At 61.1% G+C, this 21621-nt stretch carries 21 protein-coding genes; 7 read left to right on the forward strand and 14 right to left on the reverse strand.

Annotated elements, in window-relative coordinates; translation table 11 throughout:
* Nucleotides 1–50: 50 nt before the first annotated feature.
* Nucleotides 51–1328 (reverse strand): urea ABC transporter substrate-binding protein, encoded by a 1278-nt coding sequence (gene urtA, locus AAAK34_RS19125; protein WP_231694644.1) that lies wholly within the window; start codon nt 1326–1328, stop codon nt 51–53.
* Nucleotides 1329–1778: 450 nt separating this feature from the next.
* Between urtA and AAAK34_RS19130 the strand changes: the two genes are divergently transcribed.
* The 7 genes from AAAK34_RS19130 (at nt 1779) to ureG (ending at nt 6414) form a co-directional block, all read left to right on the forward strand.
* Nucleotides 1779–2081 (forward strand): urease subunit gamma, encoded by a 303-nt coding sequence (locus AAAK34_RS19130; RefSeq protein ID WP_231694643.1) that lies wholly within the window; start codon nt 1779–1781, stop codon nt 2079–2081.
* 118 nt (nt 2082–2199) lie between these two features.
* Nucleotides 2200–2430: a hypothetical protein gene (locus tag AAAK34_RS19135; RefSeq protein WP_231694642.1), complete on the forward strand. Its 231-nt coding sequence runs from the start codon at nt 2200–2202 to the stop codon at nt 2428–2430.
* A 13-nt stretch (nt 2431–2443) separates the two neighbouring features.
* Nucleotides 2444–2749, forward strand: a complete 306-nt coding sequence (locus AAAK34_RS19140; RefSeq protein WP_231694641.1) for an urease subunit beta — start codon at nt 2444–2446, stop codon at nt 2747–2749.
* Nucleotides 2749–4467: an urease subunit alpha gene (gene ureC / locus AAAK34_RS19145; protein ID WP_231694640.1), complete on the forward strand. Its 1719-nt coding sequence runs from the start codon at nt 2749–2751 to the stop codon at nt 4465–4467. Before AAAK34_RS19140 ends, ureC begins: the two co-directional genes overlap by 1 nt.
* A gap of 12 nt (nt 4468–4479) precedes the next feature.
* Nucleotides 4480–5034, forward strand: coding sequence for an urease accessory protein UreE (ureE, locus tag AAAK34_RS19150; protein ID WP_231694639.1), 555 nt, complete (start codon nt 4480–4482; stop codon nt 5032–5034).
* The gene (locus AAAK34_RS19155; protein ID WP_231694638.1) at nt 5021–5746 is read left to right on the forward strand and encodes an urease accessory UreF family protein; all 726 of its coding nucleotides are present in this window, start codon (nt 5021–5023) and stop codon (nt 5744–5746) included. The genes ureE and AAAK34_RS19155 overlap by 14 nt, the downstream gene beginning before the upstream one ends.
* Nucleotides 5743–6414: an urease accessory protein UreG gene (gene ureG, locus AAAK34_RS19160; protein WP_231694637.1), complete on the forward strand. Its 672-nt coding sequence runs from the start codon at nt 5743–5745 to the stop codon at nt 6412–6414. The genes AAAK34_RS19155 and ureG overlap by 4 nt, the downstream gene beginning before the upstream one ends.
* 106 nt (nt 6415–6520) lie before the next feature.
* Here ureG and AAAK34_RS19165 read toward each other — a convergent pair whose 3' ends face one another.
* The 13 genes from AAAK34_RS19165 to AAAK34_RS19225 form a co-directional block, all read right to left on the reverse strand.
* Nucleotides 6521–6697, reverse strand: coding sequence for a hypothetical protein (locus AAAK34_RS19165; RefSeq protein WP_231694636.1), 177 nt, complete (start codon nt 6695–6697; stop codon nt 6521–6523).
* Between the two features lie 13 nt (nt 6698–6710).
* Nucleotides 6711–7634 carry a UDP-3-O-acyl-N-acetylglucosamine deacetylase gene (gene lpxC / locus AAAK34_RS19170; RefSeq protein ID WP_231694635.1) on the reverse strand — a complete coding sequence of 308 codons (924 nt, stop codon included), beginning with the start codon at nt 7632–7634 and terminating at the stop codon, nt 6711–6713.
* A gap of 173 nt (nt 7635–7807) precedes the next feature.
* Nucleotides 7808–9016, reverse strand: coding sequence for a cell division protein FtsZ (ftsZ, locus tag AAAK34_RS19175; RefSeq protein ID WP_231694634.1), 1209 nt, complete (start codon nt 9014–9016; stop codon nt 7808–7810).
* A gap of 175 nt (nt 9017–9191) precedes the next feature.
* Complete coding sequence (gene ftsA / locus AAAK34_RS19180) at nt 9192–10421, reverse strand: cell division protein FtsA (RefSeq protein ID WP_231694633.1); 1230 nt, start codon at nt 10419–10421, stop codon at nt 9192–9194.
* Between the two features lie 31 nt (nt 10422–10452).
* Nucleotides 10453–11244 (reverse strand): cell division protein FtsQ/DivIB, encoded by a 792-nt coding sequence (locus AAAK34_RS19185; RefSeq protein WP_231694632.1) that lies wholly within the window; start codon nt 11242–11244, stop codon nt 10453–10455.
* Nucleotides 11241–12224 (reverse strand): D-alanine--D-alanine ligase, encoded by a 984-nt coding sequence (locus tag AAAK34_RS19190; RefSeq protein WP_231694631.1) that lies wholly within the window; start codon nt 12222–12224, stop codon nt 11241–11243. The genes AAAK34_RS19185 and AAAK34_RS19190 overlap by 4 nt, the downstream gene beginning before the upstream one ends.
* Nucleotides 12225–12235: 11 nt before the next feature.
* Complete coding sequence (murC, locus tag AAAK34_RS19195) at nt 12236–13654, reverse strand: UDP-N-acetylmuramate--L-alanine ligase (protein ID WP_231694630.1); 1419 nt, start codon at nt 13652–13654, stop codon at nt 12236–12238.
* Nucleotides 13651–14751, reverse strand: coding sequence for an undecaprenyldiphospho-muramoylpentapeptide beta-N-acetylglucosaminyltransferase (gene murG / locus AAAK34_RS19200; RefSeq protein ID WP_231694629.1), 1101 nt, complete (start codon nt 14749–14751; stop codon nt 13651–13653). The genes murC and murG overlap by 4 nt, the downstream gene beginning before the upstream one ends.
* On the reverse strand, nt 14748–16016 hold the full coding sequence (gene ftsW, locus AAAK34_RS19205; RefSeq protein ID WP_231694628.1) for a putative lipid II flippase FtsW: 1269 nt from the start codon (nt 16014–16016) through the stop codon (nt 14748–14750). The genes murG and ftsW overlap by 4 nt, the downstream gene beginning before the upstream one ends.
* Nucleotides 16013–17533 (reverse strand): UDP-N-acetylmuramoyl-L-alanine--D-glutamate ligase, encoded by a 1521-nt coding sequence (gene murD / locus AAAK34_RS19210; protein WP_231694627.1) that lies wholly within the window; start codon nt 17531–17533, stop codon nt 16013–16015. The genes ftsW and murD overlap by 4 nt, the downstream gene beginning before the upstream one ends.
* Nucleotides 17533–18711 carry a phospho-N-acetylmuramoyl-pentapeptide-transferase gene (gene mraY, locus AAAK34_RS19215; protein WP_231694626.1) on the reverse strand — a complete coding sequence of 393 codons (1179 nt, stop codon included), beginning with the start codon at nt 18709–18711 and terminating at the stop codon, nt 17533–17535. The genes murD and mraY overlap by 1 nt, the downstream gene beginning before the upstream one ends.
* On the reverse strand, nt 18701–20122 hold the full coding sequence (locus AAAK34_RS19220) for a UDP-N-acetylmuramoyl-tripeptide--D-alanyl-D-alanine ligase (protein ID WP_231694625.1): 1422 nt from the start codon (nt 20120–20122) through the stop codon (nt 18701–18703). Before AAAK34_RS19220 ends, mraY begins: the two co-directional genes overlap by 11 nt.
* Complete coding sequence (locus tag AAAK34_RS19225; RefSeq protein WP_231694624.1) at nt 20119–21612, reverse strand: UDP-N-acetylmuramoyl-L-alanyl-D-glutamate--2,6-diaminopimelate ligase; 1494 nt, start codon at nt 21610–21612, stop codon at nt 20119–20121. Before AAAK34_RS19225 ends, AAAK34_RS19220 begins: the two co-directional genes overlap by 4 nt.
* Nucleotides 21613–21621: the final 9 nt, after the last annotated feature.

The raw sequence follows: 21621 nt of genomic DNA on the forward strand, positions 1-21621 counted from the left end.
AGATGGAAGGACAAGGGCGATGTCGTCATTTCAAGCGCCCAAGAACGTGCTTACAGGCTCTTGCCGTTCGGCTCGTCCTTCTTCTTGTCGTTGCCTTCAATGAACGGGCTCCAAGGTTGCGCCTTGATCGGGCCCTTGGTCTTCCAGACGACATTGAACTGGCCGTCAGCCTTGATCTCGCCGACCATCACGGGCTTGTGCAGATGGTGGTTTTTCTCGTCCATCTTCACGGTGAAGCCGTCAGGCGCCTTGAAGGTCTGCCCCGCCATGGCCGCGATGACTTTGTCAACATCGGTGGTCTTGGCCTTTTCCACGGCTTGCTTCCACATATGGATGCCTACCCAGGTAGCCTCCATCGGGTCGTTGGTGAGTGGCTTGTCTTTATGACCGGCGATATTCTTGGCCTTGGCGTAATCGCTCCACTGCTTGATAAAGGCGGTGTTCGTGGGGTTCTTGACGCTCATGAAGTAGTTCCACGCGGCCAGGTGACCCACCAGCGGCTTCGTGTCTACGCCGCGCAGCTCTTCCTCGCCCACGCTGAAAGCGACCACGGGCACGTCCTTGGCCTTCAGATTTGCATTGCCCAGTTCTTTGTAGAAGGGCACGTTGGAATCGCCATTGATGGTGGAAATGACTGCTGTCTTGCCGCCTGTGGAAAACTTCTTGATGTCGGCCACAATGGTCTGGTAATCGCTGTGGCCGAAGGGGGTGTAGGTTTCCATGATGTCGGATTCCTTCACGCCCTTGGATTTAAGGAATGCACGCAGAATCTTGTTCGTGGTGCGGGGATACACATAGTCCGTGCCCAGCAATACGAAACGCTTGGCACTACCGCCCTCCTTGCTCATCAGATATTCAACCGCAGGAATGGCTTGCTGGTTCGGCGCGGCGCCGGTATAAAACACGTTCTTGGACAGCTCTTCGCCCTCGTACTGCACGGGGTAGAACAGCAAGCCATTGTTCTGCTCAAACACGGGCAAGACCGACTTGCGCGACACACTGGTCCAGCAGCCAAAAACCACAGCCACTTTGTCCTGGGTCAGAAGTTGCTTGGCTTTCTCAGCGAACAGCGGCCAGTTGGAGGCCGGGTCCACCACGACTGCCTCCAGCTTCTTGCCCAAGACCCCGCCCTTGGCATTGATGTCCTCAATGGCCATCAGCACCGTGTCCTTGAGCACGGTTTCCGAGATGGCCATGGTGCCGGAGAGGCTGTGCAGCACTCCGACCTTGATGGTGTCTTGCGCTTGTGCACTCACACCCGCGACCGACAGTCCGGTGACGACCGCTGCTGCGGCCAGAGTTTTCATGGCGATGCGACGCTGAAACATGGCTATACCTTTCAAGAGGAAGGAGGATTACCGACAACCGCCGGATTCACTTCCCGGCATTGACGAAGGCTCCTATGCAATGCTTGTGCCACATTGGCCAAGCCGGGAGCAAGGCCGTGACGACGCACTTCAGCGGGTCACGAAAGCGCCGAGTTGGTGCGTGTGTGCACCACAAACTACTTCCGCACGGATGCATTGCGCGGTTGAATGCCCTTTATTGGTGAACAGTTGACGGCCTACCCCAAATGAAACGCTTAATAGGGGAATGGCACTTACTTAAGGTCGCCTATGTCCTGTAGGAGCGGCTTTAGCCGCGATGGGCCTCAGCGCGGCAGATGGCAACACTTGTGGCGCAGGCGTTTCGCGGCTAAAGCCGCTCCTACAATGAATGCATCGAATAGGGGGTTCGCCGAACCTCAGTCTGGCACGGCAATTGCGCACAGTCACATCATGGAACTCACACCTCGCGAAAAGGACAAGCTTCTGATCTTTACTGCCGCCCTGCTGGCAGAACGGAGAAAGGCGCGCGGCTTGAAGCTGAATTACCCTGAGGCCGTCGCGCTCATCAGCGCCTTCGTCATGGAGGGTGCGCGCGATGGCCGCACCGTGGCCGAGATGATGAGCTCGGGCCGCACTGTGCTGACACGTGACGATGTGATGGACGGCGTGGCGGAGATGATTCCCGACATTCAGATCGAAGCGACGTTTCCAGATGGCACCAAGCTGGTCACGGTGCATGACCCCATCATATGAATCGGTGCACTCACCTTCTGAACTTCCCCTCTTCAACCTCGGGGTGTCAACTTCGGCGTTTCATTTTCAGTTTCATTTCACAGCTCCCCGTTCTTTCAATTCTTTCTGATTGCCTGACATGAAATCCAACAGACTCATGGCTCTTGCCGCCACCGCGGCCTTGCTGCTGCCTCTCTCCGCAGTGGCCCACACAGGCGGGGATGGCGGACAGCACCACGCCCTGCTCGGCGAGCTGGCTCACGCATTCGAGCACCTATTTACTGACCTGGGCCTTCTGGATGTCATTTTGCTTGTCGCCCTGGTTGGCGCAGGCGTTCTGGGCGTCGTCAAATTGACCCGCCGCAACTGATTGAGAATGCCCCATGTTTCCCGGCGAACTTATTCTGGACGAAGGCTCACATGTTCTCAACCCTGGCCGCCGCACTCTGACGTTGGTCGTGAAGAACGCAAGCGACCGTCCCATACAAGTCGGCTCGCATTACCACTTTGCCGAAACGAACGCGGGCCTGGAGTTCGACCGCCAGGCGGCTCACGGGATGCGCTTGAATATTGCCAGCGGCATGGCGGTACGGTTTGAACCAGGTCAGCAGCGTACCGTGGAGTTGATTGAGATCAGTGGCGATCGGCGAGTTTTCGGGTTTCGCGGTCTGGTCATGGGAGACTTGTAATGGCAACGATAGACAGGCGGGCCTACGCAGAGACCTATGGCCCCACCGAAGGCGACCGCGTGCGGCTGGCCGACACGGACCTCGTCATCGAGGTGGAGAAGGATTTCACACTGGCGGCTGGCGGCTATGGCGAAGAAGTAAAGTTCGGCGGAGGCAAGACCATTCGAGACGGCATGGCTCAAAGCCAGCGCACCCGTGAACAAGGCGCCATGGACACGGTGCTGACCAACGCACTGATACTGGATCACTGGGGCATCGTGAAGGCGGACATCGGGCTGCGGAGCGGGCGCATTGCCGCGATTGGCAAGGCCGGCAATCCGGATACGCAACCGGGGGTGGACATTGTGATCGGCCCTGGTACGGAGATCATCAGCTGCGAGGGCATGATCGTGACGGCGGGCGGCATTGATTCGCACATTCACTTCATCTGCCCGCAGCAGATCGAGGAGGCCCTGGCCAGCGGCGTGACGACCATGCTAGGAGGTGGCACGGGTCCGGCGACGGGCACATTTGCCACCACCTGCACCCCAGGGCCCTGGCACATGGAGCGCATGCTTCAGGCTGCCGAGGCCTTCCCCATGAACCTGGGTTTTCTCGGCAAGGGGAACACCAGCTTGCCGGGCGCACTGCATGAGCAGATCAATGCAGGTGCCATTGGATTGAAGCTGCACGAGGACTGGGGCAGCACCCCGGCGGCCATCGACAACTGCCTGACGGTGGCTGAAGAAACAGACACCCAGGTGGCTATTCATACCGATACGCTCAATGAAAGCGGCTTTGTAGAAGACACGGTGGCGGCTTTCAAAGGGCGCACCATCCACACCTTTCACACTGAAGGTGCGGGCGGCGGCCACGCGCCAGACATCCTCAAAGTGGTGGGCGAGGCCAATGTTCTGCCCAGCTCTACCAATCCCACGCGTCCTTATACGGTGAACACGCTGGACGAGCATGTCGACATGCTCATGGTGTGCCACCATCTGGACGCGGGTATTGCAGAGGATCTGGCATTTGCCGAAAGCCGCATCCGCAAGGAAACGATCGCCGCTGAGGACATACTCCACGATATCGGGGCCATCAGCATGTTCAGCTCCGACAGCCAGGCCATGGGCCGCGTGGGAGAGGTCATTTTGCGTTGCTGGCAGACCTCGCACAAGATGAAGCAACAGCGTGGCGCGCTGGCAGGTGATGGTGCGCGCAACGACAACTTTCGCGCGAAGCGTTATGTCGCCAAGTACACCATCAACCCGGCTATCGCACACGGCATCAGCCATGAAGTGGGTAGCCTGGAAGTGGGCAAGTGGGCAGACCTTGTGCTCTGGAAGCCGGCTTTTTTCGGCGTCAAACCGGCATGCATTTTGAAGGGCGGCAGCATTGCCATGGCTGCCATGGGAGACCCGAATGCCAGCATTCCCACACCGCAACCCGTGCACTACAGGCCTATGTTTGGAGCATTTGGCGGCAGCAACGCACGCAGTTCACTGACCTTTGTCTCGCAGGCCAGCCTGGCAGCAGGCATTGGTGAGCGCTTCGGGCTGCACAAGACCCTGGCCGCGTGTAAAGGCATTCGCGGCGTGCAAAAGCGCCACATGATCCACAACGACCTGACCCCGCACATGGAAGTTGATGCCCAAACCTATGCGGTGCGGGCCGATGGGGAACTGCTGGTCTGTGAACCGGCGGTGAGCCTGCCGATGGCGCAGCGTTATTTTCTGTTCTGAGGCCCACGCAGGATGCTGATCGTCAACAAGCTACTGGCCCAAGGACAAGGCCTTTCACACGTCGTGCTAAAGCGTGCCTCCACCGTGGAACTTGATTGGGACGTACGTCAAAAGAGCCGCTTTTCCACCACCGACAGCCAGGGGCGCGAGCTGGCCATTTTCTTGCCACGTGGCCAGGCGGTGCGCGGTGGTGATGTATTGGTCGCCGAAGACGGCAGCCTGATTCGCGTACTGGCCGCGCCGCAAGAGGTGCTGCTCATTACAGCCTGTGCGGAGCATGGCTCGGCCTTTGATCTGATGCGGGCTGCCTACCATCTGGGGAACCGGCACATTCCCATCGAATTGCGGCCAGACCACCTGAAGATCGAGCCCGATCACGTTCTTGCCGAAATGCTGCGCGCCATGCACATGACGGTGGTTGAAGCCTGCATGCCCTTCGAGCCAGAGGGGGGCGCCTACGGAGGGCACTTCACCAACGATGGGCATGGGCATGGGCATGGGCATGGGCATGGGCATGGGCATGGGCAGCATCATCATGAGCACGAGGGTGTAAATGGGCACTCTTAACGACGTCCCCCCTGGTCCCTCCCCCGCCACGCTGCTGCAACTAATGTGGCTGGCCTCGCCGGCGTTGCCAATTGGTGGATTTTCTTACTCTGAAGGGCTGGAGGCTGCGATTCACGCCGCGTTCGTCTCTACAGAAACAGATGCCGCCGACTGGCTCGTGCAACAGCTGCATCTGACCCAAGCGCGCAGCGACATGAGCGTCATTGCGCACGCGTTGCCAGCCTGGCATGAGCACGATCTGACCTTGCTGGAAGAGCTCAACAACTGGATTCTTCACACACGTGAGAGCTGTGAGTTGCGTCTGCAGACCGAGCAAATGGGCCGTTCAATGGCAGACTGGCTACGCAATCAACACCAGAATGATTCATTGCATGGCGGCCGCGTGGCGCAATTAGCTGCGCTTTCAGGGAAGCAACCTACCTACCCCGTCGCGTTTTCGCTGGCTGCAGCATTCACTTGTGCGCCTGTAGAACAGGCTCTGCTGTCCTACGCCTTCGGCTGGGCCGAAAACATGGTGCAGGCCGCCATCAAGGCGGTGCCTCTGGGGCAGAACGCAGGCCAGCGAATTCTGGCCCGCCTGACTCAAGAGATCCCCTCCGCCGTAGCACACGCACAGGCCTTGCCATGCAAAGCGCGCCAGGCTTTTTCGCCCATGCTGGCCATTCTTTCGGCTCGGCATGAGCATCAGTACTCAAGACTGTTTCGATCATGACCTCATCTGCGCTTCATGCCATTGCGAACCGCACCAAAAAACTGCCGCCCCTGCGCGTGGGTATCGGCGGCCCCGTAGGTTCAGGAAAAACCACCATTCTGGAGATGCTCTGCAAGGCCATGCGCGACAAATGGGATCTGGTCGCCATTACCAACGACATCTACACCAAGGAAGACCAACGCCTGCTAACGATCAGTGGTGCGCTGCCAGCCGAGCGCATCATGGGCGTGGAAACCGGAGGCTGCCCCCACACGGCCATTCGCGAAGATGCCTCGATCAATCTGGAAGCCATTGACCGGATGCTGGCGCAGTTTCCGGATGCTGACATTGTGTTCATCGAGTCAGGCGGAGACAACCTCGCCGCCACCTTCAGCCCTGAACTTTCCGACCTCACCATCTACGTGATCGACGTGGCCGCAGGGGAGAAGATCCCACGCAAGGGAGGCCCGGGCATCACCAAGAGCGACCTGTTCGTCATCAACAAGACCGATCTGGCACCTTATGTGGGTGCGAATCTGGAGGTCATGCGCGACGACACTACGCGCATGCGCAGCACGCCAAAGGGGCTGAAGCCCTTTGTGATGACCAACCTGAAAACCTTGCAGGGGCTGGATGAAGTGGTGGCGTTTATTGAAACGCGCGGGTTGCTTGAGACGAACTTGAGCTGAGGAAGGGAGGCATTCGGGGGCCTGCACCACAAAACAAAGGGGGCGAACCAACGCCGCCTGTTGGGCTTCGCTACGCTCAGCCCAACCTACCTATCCGACCTCGAAGTTACAGCACCCGTTCGGCGATCAGCACGGCGAAAAAACCGAGGGCCGCCAGAATCGTCCATTTGAGGACCACCCAACCCAACCGTTTGTATTTAACCTGGTTCGTGGCAGCGTAGAACGCAAAGCAAACGCCTGCGAACAGCAGCAGCAATATGATAGCCCAGCGAAACAGCAGCATGGCGTGAGTTTTTCTACCAGGCTCGGGCCAGTTGCGCGAAGCCAGCGGGTGCTTTCTTCTCGTCGGCGAATGTGACGATTTCGTAGGCGTCCGGCTGGCTCAACAATTCGCGTAGCAGCTTGTTGTTCAGCGCGTGCCCCGAGCGGAAGGCGCTGTATGCGGCGAGCATGGGCTTGCCAATACAGTACAGGTCGCCAATGGCGTCCAGGATCTTGTGCTTGGCGAATTCCTCGTCGTAGCGCAGGCCGTCACTGTTGAGCACTTTGTAGTCGTCCATGACGATGGCATTGTCAAACCCCCCGCCCAAGGCTAGGCCGCTCGCACGCATCATCTCGACGTCTCGGCTGAACGCGAAGGTTCGGGCGCGAGCAATATCCCGGCTGTAACGACCAGACCCCATATCGAACTCGACGCGCTGGGCGGTCGAGTCGACGGCAGGGTGGTCGAAGTCGATTTCGAAGCTGAGCGTGAAACCATGGTGAGGCGTCAGGCGCGCCCACTTGAGTTGTTCGCCCTCGCCTTCACGCACTTCCACCGCTTTTTTGACGCGCAGGAATTGCTTGGGCACCTTTTGCAGCTCAATGCCAGCGCTTTGCAGCAAATACACAAACGACGATGCTGAGCCATCAAGTATGGGAACTTCCTCAGCGGTAATGTCTATGTAGAGGTTGTCAAGCCCCAGCCCAGCGCAGGCCGACATCAGGTGCTCGACGGTACGCACCTTGGCCTGACCGCTGGAGATGGTAGAAGCCAGGCGTGTATCCGTCACCGACACGGCGCTCACCGGAATGTCCACCGGCTCGGGCAGGTCGATGCGGCGAAACACGATGCCGGTATCAGGTGGCGCGGGGCGGAGGGTCAACTCCACGCGCTCGCCACTGTGCAGGCCGACACCCACGGCGCGCGTGAGCGATTTCAGTGTACGTTGCGAAAGCATGGCTCTATTTTAAGATTTCATGGCAAAAGGCGTCATGAAGAGACCTAATCAGCGGGATAGCGTTATTCTCAAAGAAAAATGACAGAGGCCGCCCCTGGGGGCAAACCTCTGCCATCTTTGTTGGGTAATCGGACGCTGCGTCAGCCGCGCCGATAGCACCGATCAATTACCGATCAGTCGGCCTGCTTGCGCAAGAACGCCGGGATCTCGAAATCGTCCATGCCCCCGGACGACAGGGCGTCAACCCGCGCAGCCGCGTGTGTGCGGTCCCGGGAAGTGCGCCATACGCTGGGTACATTCACGAAGTCAGGCGCCGATGGTGCGTTCATGCTGTGTGTCTGCTGCGCGGCGAACACTGGCATGTTGTCGGTGCCGGTACGCAGGCCACCTTGTACCACGGTGATGGGCTGACGCCGCACACCCTGACGCGACAGGCCGGTAGCGACCACGGTCACGCGCAGCTCATCACCCAGGCCGTCGTCGTACGCAGTACCGTAGATAACGTGCGCATCGGGCGATGCGTAGGCGCGAATGGTGTTCATGGCTTCACGCGACTCGCTCAGCTTGAGTGAGCCCTTGGCGGCGCTGATGAGCACCAATACACCTTTGGCACCGGACAGGTCTACACCTTCCAGCAGTGGGCAGGCTACCGCCTGCTCAGCGGCGATGCGAGCACGATCAGGGCCGCTGGCCACTGCCGTGCCCATCATGGCCTTGCCGGGTTCACCCATCACGGTCCGCACGTCTTCGAAGTCGACGTTGACGTGGCCGGGCACATTGATGATCTCGGCAATGCCGCCGACGGCATTTTTCAGCACGTCGTTAGCGTGCGCAAATGCTTCGTCCTGGGTAATGTCGTCACCGAGCACTTCGAGCAGCTTCTCGTTCAGCACCACGATCAGCGAGTCGACGTTCGCCTCTAGCTCGGAAAGGCCGGCTTCCGCATTGGTCATGCGGCGGCCACCCTCCCAATCAAACGGCTTGGTCACAACGCCCACGGTGAGGATGCCCATGTCCTTGGCGATACGGGCAATCACCGGTGCGGCGCCAGTGCCTGTGCCGCCGCCCATGCCGGCTGTAATGAACAGCATGTGCGCGCCACGGATCGCCTGGCGAATGTCGTCGCTGGCGGCCTCGGCTGCCTCGCGGCCTTTGTCGGGCTTGCTTCCTGCGCCCAGTCCGCTGGTGCCCAGTTGAATGCTGGCGTACGACTTGGCGCGGCTAAGCGCCTGAGCGTCCGTATTGGCGCTAATGAACTCCACTCCGCTGACGCTGCGCGAGATCATGTGGTCGACGGCGTTGCTGCCGCCACCACCAACCCCGATCACCTTGATCAAGGTGCCCGCGTTAAATCCGTCTGTCTCAATCATTTCGATGGGCATGATGTCACTCCTTGTCTGCTGCAGTTGCCGTGATTTAAAAGAATTGAATTGGCTGTTGTTTTTCATGGACCTGATGCTCCTACGGAAAGGGCCCAGGTCGGTGGCCCCGTGCTCTGCCAGAAGCGGAACTCCCCTTCAGCCTCCGCCAAATTGGTTGTGGTGAATCCGGGGATCATCAGAAATTCCCCACAATAAAATCCTTGATGCGGCCAAACGCGGTCTTCATGCCGCCATTCTTTTGCGCCACCTTGAAGCCGCGCAGGCGAGCTTGGCGCGCCTCCTCCATCAGCCCCATGACGGTGGATGCACGCGGCTGGGCAACCATGTCCGACAAGGCGCGTGAGTATTTCGGAACGCCTCGGCGCACGGGCTTGAGGAAAATGTCTTCTCCAAGCTCCAGCATGCCGGGCATCACGGCACTGCCACCAGTGAGCACCACGCCCGAGGAAAGCACTTCCTCAAAGCCGGATTCCCGAATGACCTGCTGTACGAGAGAGAAAATCTCTTCGACTCGGGGCTCTATGACCCCGGCGAGCGCCTGCTTGGACAGCATGCGAGGTGTGCGGTCGCCCAGCCCCGGCACTTCGACCTGGGTCTCGGCGTCGGCCAGCAACTGTTTGGCAAAGCCATGCTCGACCTTGATGTCTTCTGCATCCATGGTGGGCGTGCGCAAGGCCATGGCAATGTCGCTGGTGATCAGATCGCCCGCAATGGGAATGACCGCCGTGTGGCGAATCGAGCCACCGGTGAAAATGGCGACATCGGTGGTGCCAGCGCCAATATCGACACAGACCACGCCTAACTCACGCTCGTCGTCGGTCAGCACGGCCTGGGCCGATGCCAGCGGGTTCAGCATGAGCTGATCCACGTCGAGCCCGCAGCGGCGCACACACTTGATGATGTTCTCGGCGGCGCTTTGTGCGCCGGTGACGATGTGCACCTTGGCCTCCAGGCGCATGCCGCTCATGCCCACGGGCTCGCGCACGTCCTGGCCGTCAATGACAAACTCCTGTGGCTCGACCAGCAGCAGACGTTGGTCGCTGGAAATATTGATCGCTTTCGCAGTCTCCACCACGCGCGCCACATCGGCCGGCGTGACTTCCTTGTCCTTCACCGCCACCATGCCACTGGAATTGATGCCGCGGATGTGGCTTCCGGTAATGCCGGTATACACACGGGCGATCTTGCAGTCGGCCATCAGCTCGGCTTCTTTCAGCGCCTGCTGAATGCTTGCGACGGTGGCATCTATATTGACCACCACGCCACGCTTGAGACCATTGCTCGGCGCCACGCCGAGTCCGGCGAGTTTCAGGTCGCCGCCGGGCAACACCTCGCCCACCACCACCATGATCTTGGCAGTGCCGATATCGAGGCCGACGATCAGATCCTTGTACTCTTTTGCCATCGTTTCACCAGTTTTTTCTTCCAGCTTTGTCTTACTTCTTGGGGCGAACAGCCCCGTTAACCGGCACCACCGTTGTCACGCCGCGCAGGCGCAGCGCATACCCAGATGCGTGCCGCAGATCCGCGGACACAATTGCCTCGGGCCCACGCTGATGCCGGGCCGCCACTTCTCCAACCGTGCTCGCGAACTGCGCCAGGCGCACCTGCAATTCCTCGGATTGCCCCTGGCCCAACTCAATCGTGGCGCCCTTTTCGAGCTCTGCGCGCCAGTTGCCCCGCGCCTCAAGGGCAAGCACCGCCATCGATTGGCCGAGCGGCTTGAGTTCCGGGGCCAGCAGCCGGTACATCTGCAACACCTCGGCGGCACGTCCTTCTGGTCCGAGCAGGCGTGGCAGATCAACCTCCGCGTCGTCCTCGTCGGCTTCAAAAACTTCGCCCAGGACGTTGACCATGTGCGTGCCCTCTTCGCCCCACAGTGCGGCCGGAGTGTGCTCTTGCAGGGTCACGTTGAGCTGATTCGGAAACACTCGTTGAACCATGGCCTTGCGCACCCACGGAGCAGATTGAAAGGCAGCGCGCGCGGCATCGAGATCCAGCGTGAAGAAGTTACCCTCAAGACGCGGCGCCACGTTGACTCGCAAGCTTGCAGCACTGTTATGCGCGGTGTCACCCTCAACTGTGATATGCCCAATGGAAAAGGCCGGATTGCGCAGCACCCACCACAAGCCAGCCGCCAGGCAGGCCAGCACCAAGGCAGTGACCAGGACCGACGTGGTCATGTTCATCAGCCGGACGTCAAGCGGCAGGTGCAGCGCGTTACTCATGCCACCGCCTTCGCGGGCTTCTGGACGGGGTAATCCAGAGACGCCTCAGCAAGCAATTGCAGGCACAGGTCCTCGTAACTGATGCCCGCCGCACGCGCGGCCATGGGCACCAGCGAGTGACTGGTCATGCCGGGTGAAGTGTTGATCTCCAGGAGAGAGGGCGCGCGGGTGGCGGCGTCGATCATGACGTCGATGCGCCCCCAGCCACGGCAGCCCAACACGCGGTAGGCCTTTAGCGCCAGCGCCTGGATGGCCTGTTCTTCGCCCGGCGGCAGATCGCAGGGCACACGGTACTCGGTGACGTCGGTGAAGTACTTGTTCTGGTAGTCGTACATGCCGTCCGGCACTACGATGTGAATGACTGGCAACGCCCGCGCGTTCTCGCCGGAGCCCAGCACGGCGCAGGTGACTTCGTCGCCGGAAATGAATTGTTCGCACAGGATGTCGGCATCCATGGCTGCGGCGGCACTGACTGCCTTCTGCATCTGCGAAGAATTCGTGACCTTCGTCACGCCAAGGGAAGATCCCTCACGTGCAGGCTTGACGATCAGGGGCAGGCCCAGTTCTTCCGAAATTGATTGGAGCTGGTCTTGCGTGTATTGCCCACGATGCAGCAGAACATGGCGCGGGGTGGGTACGCCCTCAGCCTGCCAGACGCGCTTGGTCATGACTTTGTCGACAGCCATGCTGGAGGCCAGAACACCGGCGCCGGTGTAGGGGATGCCCATCAGCTCGAGGGCACCCTGAACCGTGCCGTCTTCGCCATAACGGCCGTGCAGCGCAATGAAGCAACGAGAGAAGCCTTCGCGGCGAAGGTCATCCATGCTCCGCTCTGCCGGATCGAAGGCGTGCGCATCGACGCCGCGGCTCTGCAGCGCGGCCAGCACGCCAGCGCCGGACATGAGGGAAACCTCCCGCTCCGCTGATTGCCCCCCCATCAGGACGGCCACTTTTTCGAATTGAACGCTGCTTAGTGTCATGGTGTATGAAATCAGCGGGAATTATGCTCTATTTTTTGTAGCATTTCAACGATTTTGCCTGGCACGGAACCAATCGTTCCGGCCCCCATGCACATCACGACATCGCCGCCTTGAGCCTGCTCGATTGCCAGCGCTGGCAAGTCGGCGACGTCGTCCACAAACACGGGCTCAACCTTGCCTGCCACGCGCAATGCACGTGCCAGCGCGCGGCCATCGGCGGCCACAATCGGCTCCTCGCCAGCTGCATAAACCTCGGTCAACACCACGCGGTCGGCGGTACCGATGACTTTGACGAAATCTTCGAAGCAGTCACGCGTGCGGGTGTAGCGGTGCGGCTGAAATGCCAGCACCAGGCGACGGCCTGGATAGGCGCCGCGCGCGGCCGCCAGCGTGGCCGCCATTTCCACGGGGTGGTGACCATAGTCGTCGATGACGGTGAAGATGCCTCCGTCCTTGGCTGGGAAGTCGCCGTAGTGCTGGAAGCGGCGGCCCACACCCTTGAACTCTGCCAGAGCCTTCTGAACTGCTTCGTCTGGAATGTTCAACTCCACCGCGACCGCAATGGCCGAGAGCGCATTGAGCACGTTGTGTTCGCCAGCCAGGTTGAGCACGACGGGCAGGTCGGGCAGGTCTACACCGTTGCGACGGCGAACGGTAAAGTGCATTTGCCCACCGACCGCGCGGACGTCGACGGCACGCACCTGTGCATCCTCGGCAAACCCGTAGGTTGTGACGGGGCAAGCCAGGTTTCCGGCAATCTCACGTACCGCCGGGCTTTCGAGGCAAAGTATGGCCGCGCCATAGAACGGCATGCGATGCAGGAAATCCACAAAGGCCTTCTTCAGCTTGCCGAAGTCGTGCCCGTAGGTTTCCATGTGGTCCGCATCAATATTGGTGACCACTGCCATCACGGGCAGGAGATTCAGAAATGACGCGTCGGACTCATCGGCCTCCACCACGATGTATTCGCCTGCGCCCAGTCGTGCGTTGGCGCCAGCGCTGTTGAGGCGTCCGCCAATGACAAAAGTGGGGTCGAGGTCGGCCTCGGCCAGCAAACTCGCTACCAGGCTGGTCGTCGTGGTTTTGCCGTGCGTGCCAGCAATGGCGATTCCTCGCTTGAGCCGCATCAACTCGGCCAGCATCATGGCGCGAGGCACCACTGGAATGCACTTCTCACGGGCGACCACCACCTCGGGGTTGTCTGGCTTGACGGCCGTGGAAGTGACCACCGCGTCGGCGCCTTCAACATGCTCGGCTGCATGACCGATGAAGGTCTTGATGCCTAGTGCCGCCAACCTCTGCAAGGTGGCGCTGTCTGAAAGGTCAGACCCGGAAATGGTGTAGCCCAGGTTATGCAGCACCTCGGCAATGCCGCTCATGCCGGAGCCGCCTATTCCGACGAAATGGATGCAGCGAATAGCGTGCTTCATTTGGCCAACTCCTCGCAGGCGTCTACTATTTCCTGCACGGCGTTCGTTTTCCTCATCAGTCGGGACTTCTCCGCAATGGATAAAAGAGTGGACCGATCTTTGCTTCGGAGCAGATCGGCCAGCGCCTGAGCGCTCAGGTCGCGTTGCTGGATCAGCCAACCAGCACCCTGGTCGGTGAGAAACTTCGCGTTGGTGGTTTGATGATCATCGACCGCATGGGGAAACGGCACGAACAGTGCCGCCACGCCAATGGCGGCGATCTCGCTCACAGTGGTGGCGCCTGCACGGCAGATCACCAGATCGGCCTCGGCATAAGCACTTGCCATGTCGTCGATAAAAGGCAGTAGGGTGGCCTCCACACCGGCGGCCTCATACGCGGCGCGCAGTTCGTCGATTTGTTTGGCACCGCTTTGGTGGACGACCACCGGGCGCTGTGCGGGCTCAATCATGGCGAGTGCCTTCGGCACGACATCGTTCAATGCCTTGGCCCCCAGGCTACCACCGACGACCAGCACCTTCAGTGGGCCGCTGCGGCCCGCGAAACGCTCGGCCGGTGCGGGGATCTGGGTCAGGACGGAACGCAGTGGATTGCCCACCCATTTCACTTCTCGGGCCTTGGGCAGCACCCGAGGAAACGCGGTAAACACCCGGTCGGCAACGCCAGCCAGGACTTTGTTGGCCATGCCTGCAACCGAATTCTGCTCATGCAGTACCAGTGGTTTGTTCAGAGCCACGCCCATCATGCCGCCGGGAAAGGTGATGTAGCCTCCGAATGCCACCAAGACATCTGGCTTGACACGGCGGATGACTCCGATGCTCTGACCGAACGCCCGCAGCAGCCGCAGCGGCAGCAGCACCATGGTCTTCAACCCCTTGCCTCGCACACCGCCGAACTCCACGGGTTCGAAGGCGAAGCCGCGGGGCGGCACCAGTTGCTCCTCCATGCTGGCTGGCGCGCCCAGCCAGTGAACGCGCCAGCCGTGCGAGCGCAGCTCTTCCGCCACGGCCAGGCCCGGGAAGATGTGCCCACCCGTTCCACCGGCCATCATGAGGGCGCATTTTTGACGGGTGGCGGCGACGCTCTGTATCTGATTCATGCGCGCCCTCCCCGCATCAAACGCCTGTTCTCGACGTCGACACGCAGCACAATGGCGATGGCGACCATGCTGGCCAAAATGGCCGAGCCACCATAGCTCATGAATGGCAGCGTCAACCCTTTCGTGGGCAGCGCGCCCAGGTTCACGCCGATGTTGATGAACGCCTGGAATCCGATCCACAGCCCGATGCCCTGCGCCACCAATCCGGAAAACACGCGATCCAGTGCAATGGCCTGGCGTCCGATGTGCATGATGCGACGCGTCAGCCACATGAAGAGGCCGATCACGCACACCACGCCGATCAGTCCGAATTCTTCGCCGATCACGGCCAGCAGAAAGTCGGTATGCGCCTCCGGCAACCAATGCAGCTTCTCTATGCTGCCACCCAAGCCTACGCCGAAAATTTCGCCACGGCCGATGGCGATGAGCGAGTGCGACAACTGGTAGCCCTTGCCCAAGGCGTGCTGCTCGCTCCAAGGGTCAAGATAGGCAAAAATGCGCTCACGCCGCCACTCCGATGAGGCAATCATCAGGCCGAAAGCGACCACCAGAACGGCGGCAATGAGAAAGAACATGCGCGCGTTCACGCCACCCAGAAAAAGGATGCCCATGGCGATCACGGCGATTACCAAAAATGCACCCATGTCAGGCTGCGCGAGCAGCAGCAGCCCGACCACCCCCACCGCAAACCCCATGGGGAGTACCGCACGAAAGAAGCGCTCCTTCACTTCCATTTTGCGCACCATGTAGTCTGCTGCATAGAGCAAGACAGCGAGCTTGGCGAACTCGGATGGCTGAAAGTTCATGGGTCCGAGCGAGATCCAGCGCCGCGCGCCGTTGATAACCATGCCCACGTGCGGAATCAACACGGCAATCAACAGCCCCAGGCACACAAGGAAAAGCCAGGGTGCGGCCTTTTCCCACCAGTCCATGCGCACTTGAAACGCGATGAGAGCAGCCACGAAGGCCACGCCAATCCACAGGGCGTGGCGGAACACAAAAAAATTCTGCCCAACGCGAGCAAAACGAGGGTTGTCCGGCATGGCAATAGTGGCTGAGTACACCATCACCACCCCCCAGGCCAGGAGGGTCAGGCACACCCAGATCAGCGCTTGGTCGAACCCGAGCACGCGCGCGGGTGTAGTGGCTGTGCGCGAATACTCCATGCCGCCGATGCGAACCGGCAGATCATCGCTCGAGGCGCGCGCACGGCTCCGGCGAGGCTTCGTTGCCCCCGTGGGCAATGATTCGGATGTGGCGCTCATTCGGCCCCCTCCAACTCCAGCCCGTCGGCATGCGCGATGTCCCGCACGGCGTTATGGAATGCCTCGGCTCGGTGCGCGTAGTCCCGGTACATGTCCAGGCTGGCGCACGCGGGAGACAACAGCACCGCGTCTCCGGCCTGGGTGTGCGTGCGCGCAAGCACCACGGCTTCGCCCATGTCGGCTGCCTGCAAGAGGGGGACACCCGTGGCGGACAGCGCTTCACGAATCAGCGGCGCATCGCGGCCTATCAGAACGGCCGCGCGGACAAAACGCGCCACGGGCTCGGCCAACGGGGAAAAATCCTGCCCTTTTCCGTCTCCGCCCAGAATGACCACCAGCTTACGCTCGGCACCCAATCCGTTCAGCGCGGCAACCGTGGCCCCCACATTCGTGCCCTTGCTGTCATCGAAGTATTCCACCTCGGCCATTACACCGATGGATTCCACGCGGTGCGGCTCGCCTCGGTATTCGCGCAACCCAAACAGCATGGGGGCCAGCTTGCAGCCTCCGCTGACAGCCAGCGCCAGCGCGGCTAGCGCGTTGAGAGCGTTGTGGCGCCCGCGAATGCGCAGCGCATCGGCGGGCATCAGGCGCTGCAGGTGGATCTCCTGCTCGCTGCCCTTGCGACGGCGCAGGGTCTCGTCTGCTTCGAGCGCACGCACCAGCCAGGCCATGCCATTGACAATTTCAATACCGAAATCACCCGGTACGGTGGGCAAGCCAGCGCCGAAACTGAGCACCGGGCGCTGCGGCAACCGCGCGGCCTTGCCCACAGGAGTGGACGGCCTGAATGCGGCGACCATGGGATCGTCGCGATTGAGGACCATCACGCCTTCGGCACCAAAAACTCGGGCCTTGGCTGCGGCATAGGCGGTCATGTCGCCATGCCAGTCCAGGTGATCCTGCGTGATGTTCAGCACGGCGGCTGCCGTAGGCTCGAAGCCTTCCACGCCATCGAGCTGGAAACTTGAGAGCTCCAGTACCCAGACCTCAGGCAGGGCGTCTTGATCCAGGGCCTGACCGAGTACATCGAGAAGCGACGGGCCAATGTTGCCGGCTACCGCCACTGACTTGCCGGCACATTCCACGAGTTGCCCCGTGAGGGAGGTGACCGTGGTCTTGCCGTTGGTTCCCGTGATCGCCAGCACGGCGGGAGCGTAGGCACGTTCGGCTTTCAATGCATTGAGCGCCTGCACGAACAGACTCAGCTCACCGCCCACAGGCACGCCGCGCTCACGGGCCGCAGCAGTCAGCCCGGACAATTCAGAGGGTCTAAGCCCTGGACTGCGGTAGATCGCGCCGAAGTTTGCATCATGCAGCAAAGACGCATCCAACGGGCCAGCGATGAACTGTGCAGAGGGAATGTCCGCGCGCAAGGTTGCCAACTGTGGCGGCGATTCACGCGTGTCCGCCACGGTGACTTGGGCACCATGGCGAGCACACCAACGCGCCATCGCCAAGCCGGATAGGCCCAGGCCGAGTACGAGGACGTGTTGAACTTGCATGTTGGCAGCCATCACCTGAGCTTCAACGAAGACAAGCCCACCAGGCACAAAAGCATGGTGATGATCCAGAAACGCACCACGACCTGGGTTTCAGCCCAGCCGCTTTTCTCGAAGTGGTGATGCAGCGGCGCCATCTTCAGCAGACGACGGCCTTCGCCATAGCGGCGCTTGGTGAACTTGAACCAGATGACCTGCATCATGACCGACACCGCTTCAGCCACGAAGATGCCGCCCATGATGGCCAGCACGATCTCCTGACGAACGATTACAGCGATGGTGCCCAGCGCGCCGCCCAGCGCCAAGGCACCGACATCTCCCATGAACACCTGGGCCGGGTGGGCATTGAACCAGAGGAAGGCCAAACCGGCGCCAGCCATGGCGGCACAGAAAATCAGGATCTCGCCGGTACCAGGAATGTAGGGAAACAATAAATAGCGCGCATAGACGGAGCTGCCGGTCACGTAGGCGAACACGCCCAGCGCGGAGCCGACCATGATGACCGGCATGATCGCAAGCCCGTCCAGCCCGTCTGTCAGGTTGACAGCGTTGCTCGCCCCGACGATGACCAGGTAGCTCAGAATCACGAAGCCCAGCACCCCAAGCGGATAACTGACCTCCTTGAAGAACGGCACCATCAGGCCCGCGGCAGTCGGAAGATCGAGGGTAAAGCCTGAACTGATCCAGTCGACGAAGAGCTCCCATACGCGCGCATTGGAGCTCTCGGAAATGCTGAACGCCAATGACAATGCGGCGATCAGGCCGATGACTGATTGCCAGAAGTACTTTTCTCGCGAGCGCATGCCCTCGGGGTCTTTATTCACCACCTTGCGCCAGTCGTCCACCCAGCCTATGGCTCCAAAGCCGAAGGTAACCAACATGACGATCCAGACGAAGCGATTGGACAGATCGAACCACAGCAGCGTGGAGACAGCAATGGAGATGAGGATCAGCACGCCCCCCATGGTGGGCGTTCCGCTCTTGATCAGATGCGTATCCATGGCGTAGCCGCGCACGGGCTGACCGATCTTGAGCTCAGTCAGGCGCCGGATCACAATCGGGCCGGCGAGAATGCCAATCAGCAGGGCTGTCATGGCCGCCATGACAGCACGGAAAGTCAGATACTGAAAGACCCGGAAGAAACCGAACTCGGGTGACAGCGTCTGCAGCCAGGTCGCGAGGCTAAGCAGCATGGGGGTCCTCCGGGTGTGTCTTGGCGGGCTCTGCCGCCAGCGCTTCCACCACGCGCTCCATGCGCATAAAACGTGAGCCTTTCACGGCGATACTGATGCATTGACCCATGTGTGTACGAACTGCCTCGATCAAGGCTGCGATATCTTCAAAATGCCTTCCACCGCCAAATCCCATGGCCGCGTGAATGGCGAGAGGCCCATGTGCCAGGAAGCGCTCAATGCCGCGTTCGCGCGCGTAGGCGCCGACCTCGGCATGAAAGGCCGGGCCCTGCTCGCCAACCTCACCCATGTCACCGAGCACCAGCAGGCGCGGGCCAGGGAGTTCGGCCAGCACGTCGATGATGGCGCGCACGGAGTCAGGGTTGGCGTTGTAGGTGTCGTCGATCAGGGTCACGGCACGCCCGCGCTGGCGAAGCATCAGGGTGCGGGATCTGCCCTTCACAGGGCGGAACTCTGAAAGACCTTGCGCCATGCTTTCCAGCGGGGCGCCAGCTGCCGCCGCGCAAGCCAGAGAAGCCAGGGCATTGACCACGTTGTGTCGTCCTGGCGCGTGCAACGCAAAGTGCACCTCGCCCGCCGGTGTGGAAGCACTGACGCGCCAGTGATCATCCAGCCATATCGCCTCTGTGGCATGAACCGCCGCACCCGATGCCTGCTCATCGAAAAGCAACTGACGGCAGTCGCGAGATCCGTCCCGCCAGATACCTTCAAACGCATCCCCCGCAGGAAACACAGCCGTTCCGCCAGGTTGAAGTGAACGGAAAACGGCTCCGTTCTCGCGCGCAACGGCTTCCACCGACGACATGAACTCCTGATGCTCGCGCTGCGCGTTGTTCACCAGCGCCACCGTGGGCCGAGCGAAGCCCGCGAGAGTGGCAATTTCACCCGGGTGATTCATGCCCAACTCAACCACCGCCACGCGAGTGGACGAGCGCAACCGAAGCAGAGTCAACGGCAAACCAATATCGTTGTTGAAGTTGCCCTCGGTTGCGAGAGCTGCTTCACCGTGCCAAGCCTTCAAGATGGAGGCGATCATCTGCGTGACCGTGGTCTTGCCGTTGCTGCCGGTGACCGCAATCAAGGGAAGTTCGAACTGCTGCCTCCAGCCGGCCGCCAGTCCGCCCAGCGCCACCCGAGCATCCGGCACGAGCAAACCCGGCAAGCCAGAAGCCGCCAGCAACGGCGCCGATTCAGCGTTGCACAACACCGCCACGGCGCCTTTTTTCTTGGCCTCGCCCATGAACCGGGCGGCGTCGAAACGCTCCCCTTTGATCGCCACGAAGAGATCTCCAGGCGCCAAAGTGCGAGTGTCAGTGTGCACCCGCGCCACCTGAACGGAACCATCGCCCACGAGTTGGGCACCGGGCAGCCAGGCAGCGGCTTGGTCGAGACGCAGGTTCATGGCGCTCATGGGGCAACTCCTGCTTGGCGCGCATGCAAAGCGGCACGCGCTTGCGCCTGATCGGAGTACGGCCAGCGTCGGCCTTCGATCTCCTGATAATCTTCGTGACCCTTGCCTGCAATCAGCACCACATCCGCGGGCGAAGCCTCGGCGAGAGCCAGCGCAATCCCACGGGCACGGTCTGTTTCGGTCCGCACCTTGGCCACATTGGCAAAGCCTGTCAGGATGTCTGCAATGATGGCTTGCGGCCGCTCACCACGAGGGTTGTCGCTGGTTACCAGCACGACATCGGCGGCCGACTCGGCCGCCGCGGCCATCAGCGGACGCTTGATGGCATCGCGGTTGCCGCCGCAGCCGAACACGCACCACAGCCGGCCACCGCGTTGCTGGGCCAGCGGGCGCAAGGCGGCCAGCGCTTTTTCAAGGGCATCTGAGGTGTGCGCGTAGTCAATCACGGCCAGCGGTTCATTCGGTCCGCCCAGGCACTCCATGCGGCCAGGCACCGCTGGCAAGTCAGCGCAGGCGCGTAGGGCGGCATTCAGGGGAACGCCCAGTGCCCGCAGGGCGCCGAGCGCGCACAGCACATTGGAGGCGTTGAACTCGCCGATGAGCGCGGTATCGAGCGATTGCGTCAATGCTCCTTCGGTCACATCGAAGGTCATGCCGCGTGAACCATAAACAAGCCCCCCGCCTTGCAGGCGCGCGGACTGGTGAAGAGACACGGTCCATACATCAAGGCCTCGGGCACGAGCCTTGGCTTCTAACTCAGCGCCGCGCGGATCGTCCAGATTGATCACCGCTGCCTGCAGTCCGGGCCAGTCAAACAGGGCTGCCTTGGCCTGCCAGTAGGCGTCCATGGTGCCGTGGTAATCGAGATGATCCTGGGTAAAGTTGGTGAACACCGCCACCCGGATCGCCAGGCCGTCAAGCCGATGCTCCACAATGCCGATCGAGGACGCCTCGATCGCGCAACTCTTCACGCCTTGGTCGGCAAACTCGCGCAAACGCCGATGCAGGAGCACAGGGTCAGGCGTGGTCAGGCCAGTGGGCTGCACTTCAGGCGGAACGCCCGTTCCCAGGGTGCCCACCAGGGCGCACGGTGAGGTACCGGGAAGCTTCACCCCCGACAACAGCGACGCCAGCCACCAGGCCGTCGACGTCTTGCCGTTGGTACCTGTGACAGCGACCATGCTCAACTCGTGCGAGGGCGCTCCGTAGTAGGCATCTGCGATGAGACTGGTGTCCGCCTTGAGACGCGGGTATGTGGCAACGCGCTCATCCGCGAAACCGAATGTTTCCACACCTTCTTGCTCGACGAGACACGCCTGCGCGCCCTGCGCCAGTGCGGCCGCCACGAAACGCCGTCCGTCAACTGCTGCGCCGGGCCAAGCGATGAAGCCGTCTCCTGGCAGCACCTGCCGGCTGTCAGCATGAAGCTGCCCTGCAACGCGGGCGCGCAGCCAGCGCGCGGCCTCCTGAGGCGTGCGGAGTTCAGTCATGCGAGGTTC

This window comes from Ottowia caeni (assembly GCF_050821495.1).
In the GTDB taxonomy this organism is placed as follows: Bacteria; Pseudomonadota; Gammaproteobacteria; order Burkholderiales; family Burkholderiaceae_C; genus Ottowia; species Ottowia caeni.

Coding starts and splice junctions, on each gene's coding strand:
- urtA (WP_231694644.1), bottom strand. CDS start 1,328: ATGTTTCAGCGTCGCATCGCCATGAAAACTCTGGCCGCAGCAGCGGTC.
- AAAK34_RS19130 (WP_231694643.1), top strand. CDS start 1,779: ATGGAACTCACACCTCGCGAAAAGGACAAGCTTCTGATCTTTACTGCC.
- AAAK34_RS19135 (WP_231694642.1), top strand. CDS start 2,200: ATGAAATCCAACAGACTCATGGCTCTTGCCGCCACCGCGGCCTTGCTG.
- AAAK34_RS19140 (WP_231694641.1), top strand. CDS start 2,444: ATGTTTCCCGGCGAACTTATTCTGGACGAAGGCTCACATGTTCTCAAC.
- ureC (WP_231694640.1), top strand. CDS start 2,749: ATGGCAACGATAGACAGGCGGGCCTACGCAGAGACCTATGGCCCCACC.
- ureE (WP_231694639.1), top strand. CDS start 4,480: ATGCTGATCGTCAACAAGCTACTGGCCCAAGGACAAGGCCTTTCACAC.
- AAAK34_RS19155 (WP_231694638.1), top strand. CDS start 5,021: ATGGGCACTCTTAACGACGTCCCCCCTGGTCCCTCCCCCGCCACGCTG.
- ureG (WP_231694637.1), top strand. CDS start 5,743: ATGACCTCATCTGCGCTTCATGCCATTGCGAACCGCACCAAAAAACTG.
- AAAK34_RS19165 (WP_231694636.1), bottom strand. CDS start 6,697: ATGCTGCTGTTTCGCTGGGCTATCATATTGCTGCTGCTGTTCGCAGGC.
- lpxC (WP_231694635.1), bottom strand. CDS start 7,634: ATGCTTTCGCAACGTACACTGAAATCGCTCACGCGCGCCGTGGGTGTC.
- ftsZ (WP_231694634.1), bottom strand. CDS start 9,016: ATGCCCATCGAAATGATTGAGACAGACGGATTTAACGCGGGCACCTTG.
- ftsA (WP_231694633.1), bottom strand. CDS start 10,421: ATGGCAAAAGAGTACAAGGATCTGATCGTCGGCCTCGATATCGGCACT.
- AAAK34_RS19185 (WP_231694632.1), bottom strand. CDS start 11,244: ATGAGTAACGCGCTGCACCTGCCGCTTGACGTCCGGCTGATGAACATG.
- AAAK34_RS19190 (WP_231694631.1), bottom strand. CDS start 12,224: ATGACACTAAGCAGCGTTCAATTCGAAAAAGTGGCCGTCCTGATGGGG.
- murC (WP_231694630.1), bottom strand. CDS start 13,654: ATGAAGCACGCTATTCGCTGCATCCATTTCGTCGGAATAGGCGGCTCC.
- murG (WP_231694629.1), bottom strand. CDS start 14,751: ATGAATCAGATACAGAGCGTCGCCGCCACCCGTCAAAAATGCGCCCTC.
- ftsW (WP_231694628.1), bottom strand. CDS start 16,016: ATGAGCGCCACATCCGAATCATTGCCCACGGGGGCAACGAAGCCTCGC.
- murD (WP_231694627.1), bottom strand. CDS start 17,533: ATGGCTGCCAACATGCAAGTTCAACACGTCCTCGTACTCGGCCTGGGC.
- mraY (WP_231694626.1), bottom strand. CDS start 18,711: ATGCTGCTTAGCCTCGCGACCTGGCTGCAGACGCTGTCACCCGAGTTC.
- AAAK34_RS19220 (WP_231694625.1), bottom strand. CDS start 20,122: ATGAGCGCCATGAACCTGCGTCTCGACCAAGCCGCTGCCTGGCTGCCC.
- AAAK34_RS19225 (WP_231694624.1), bottom strand. CDS start 21,612: ATGACTGAACTCCGCACGCCTCAGGAGGCCGCGCGCTGGCTGCGCGCC.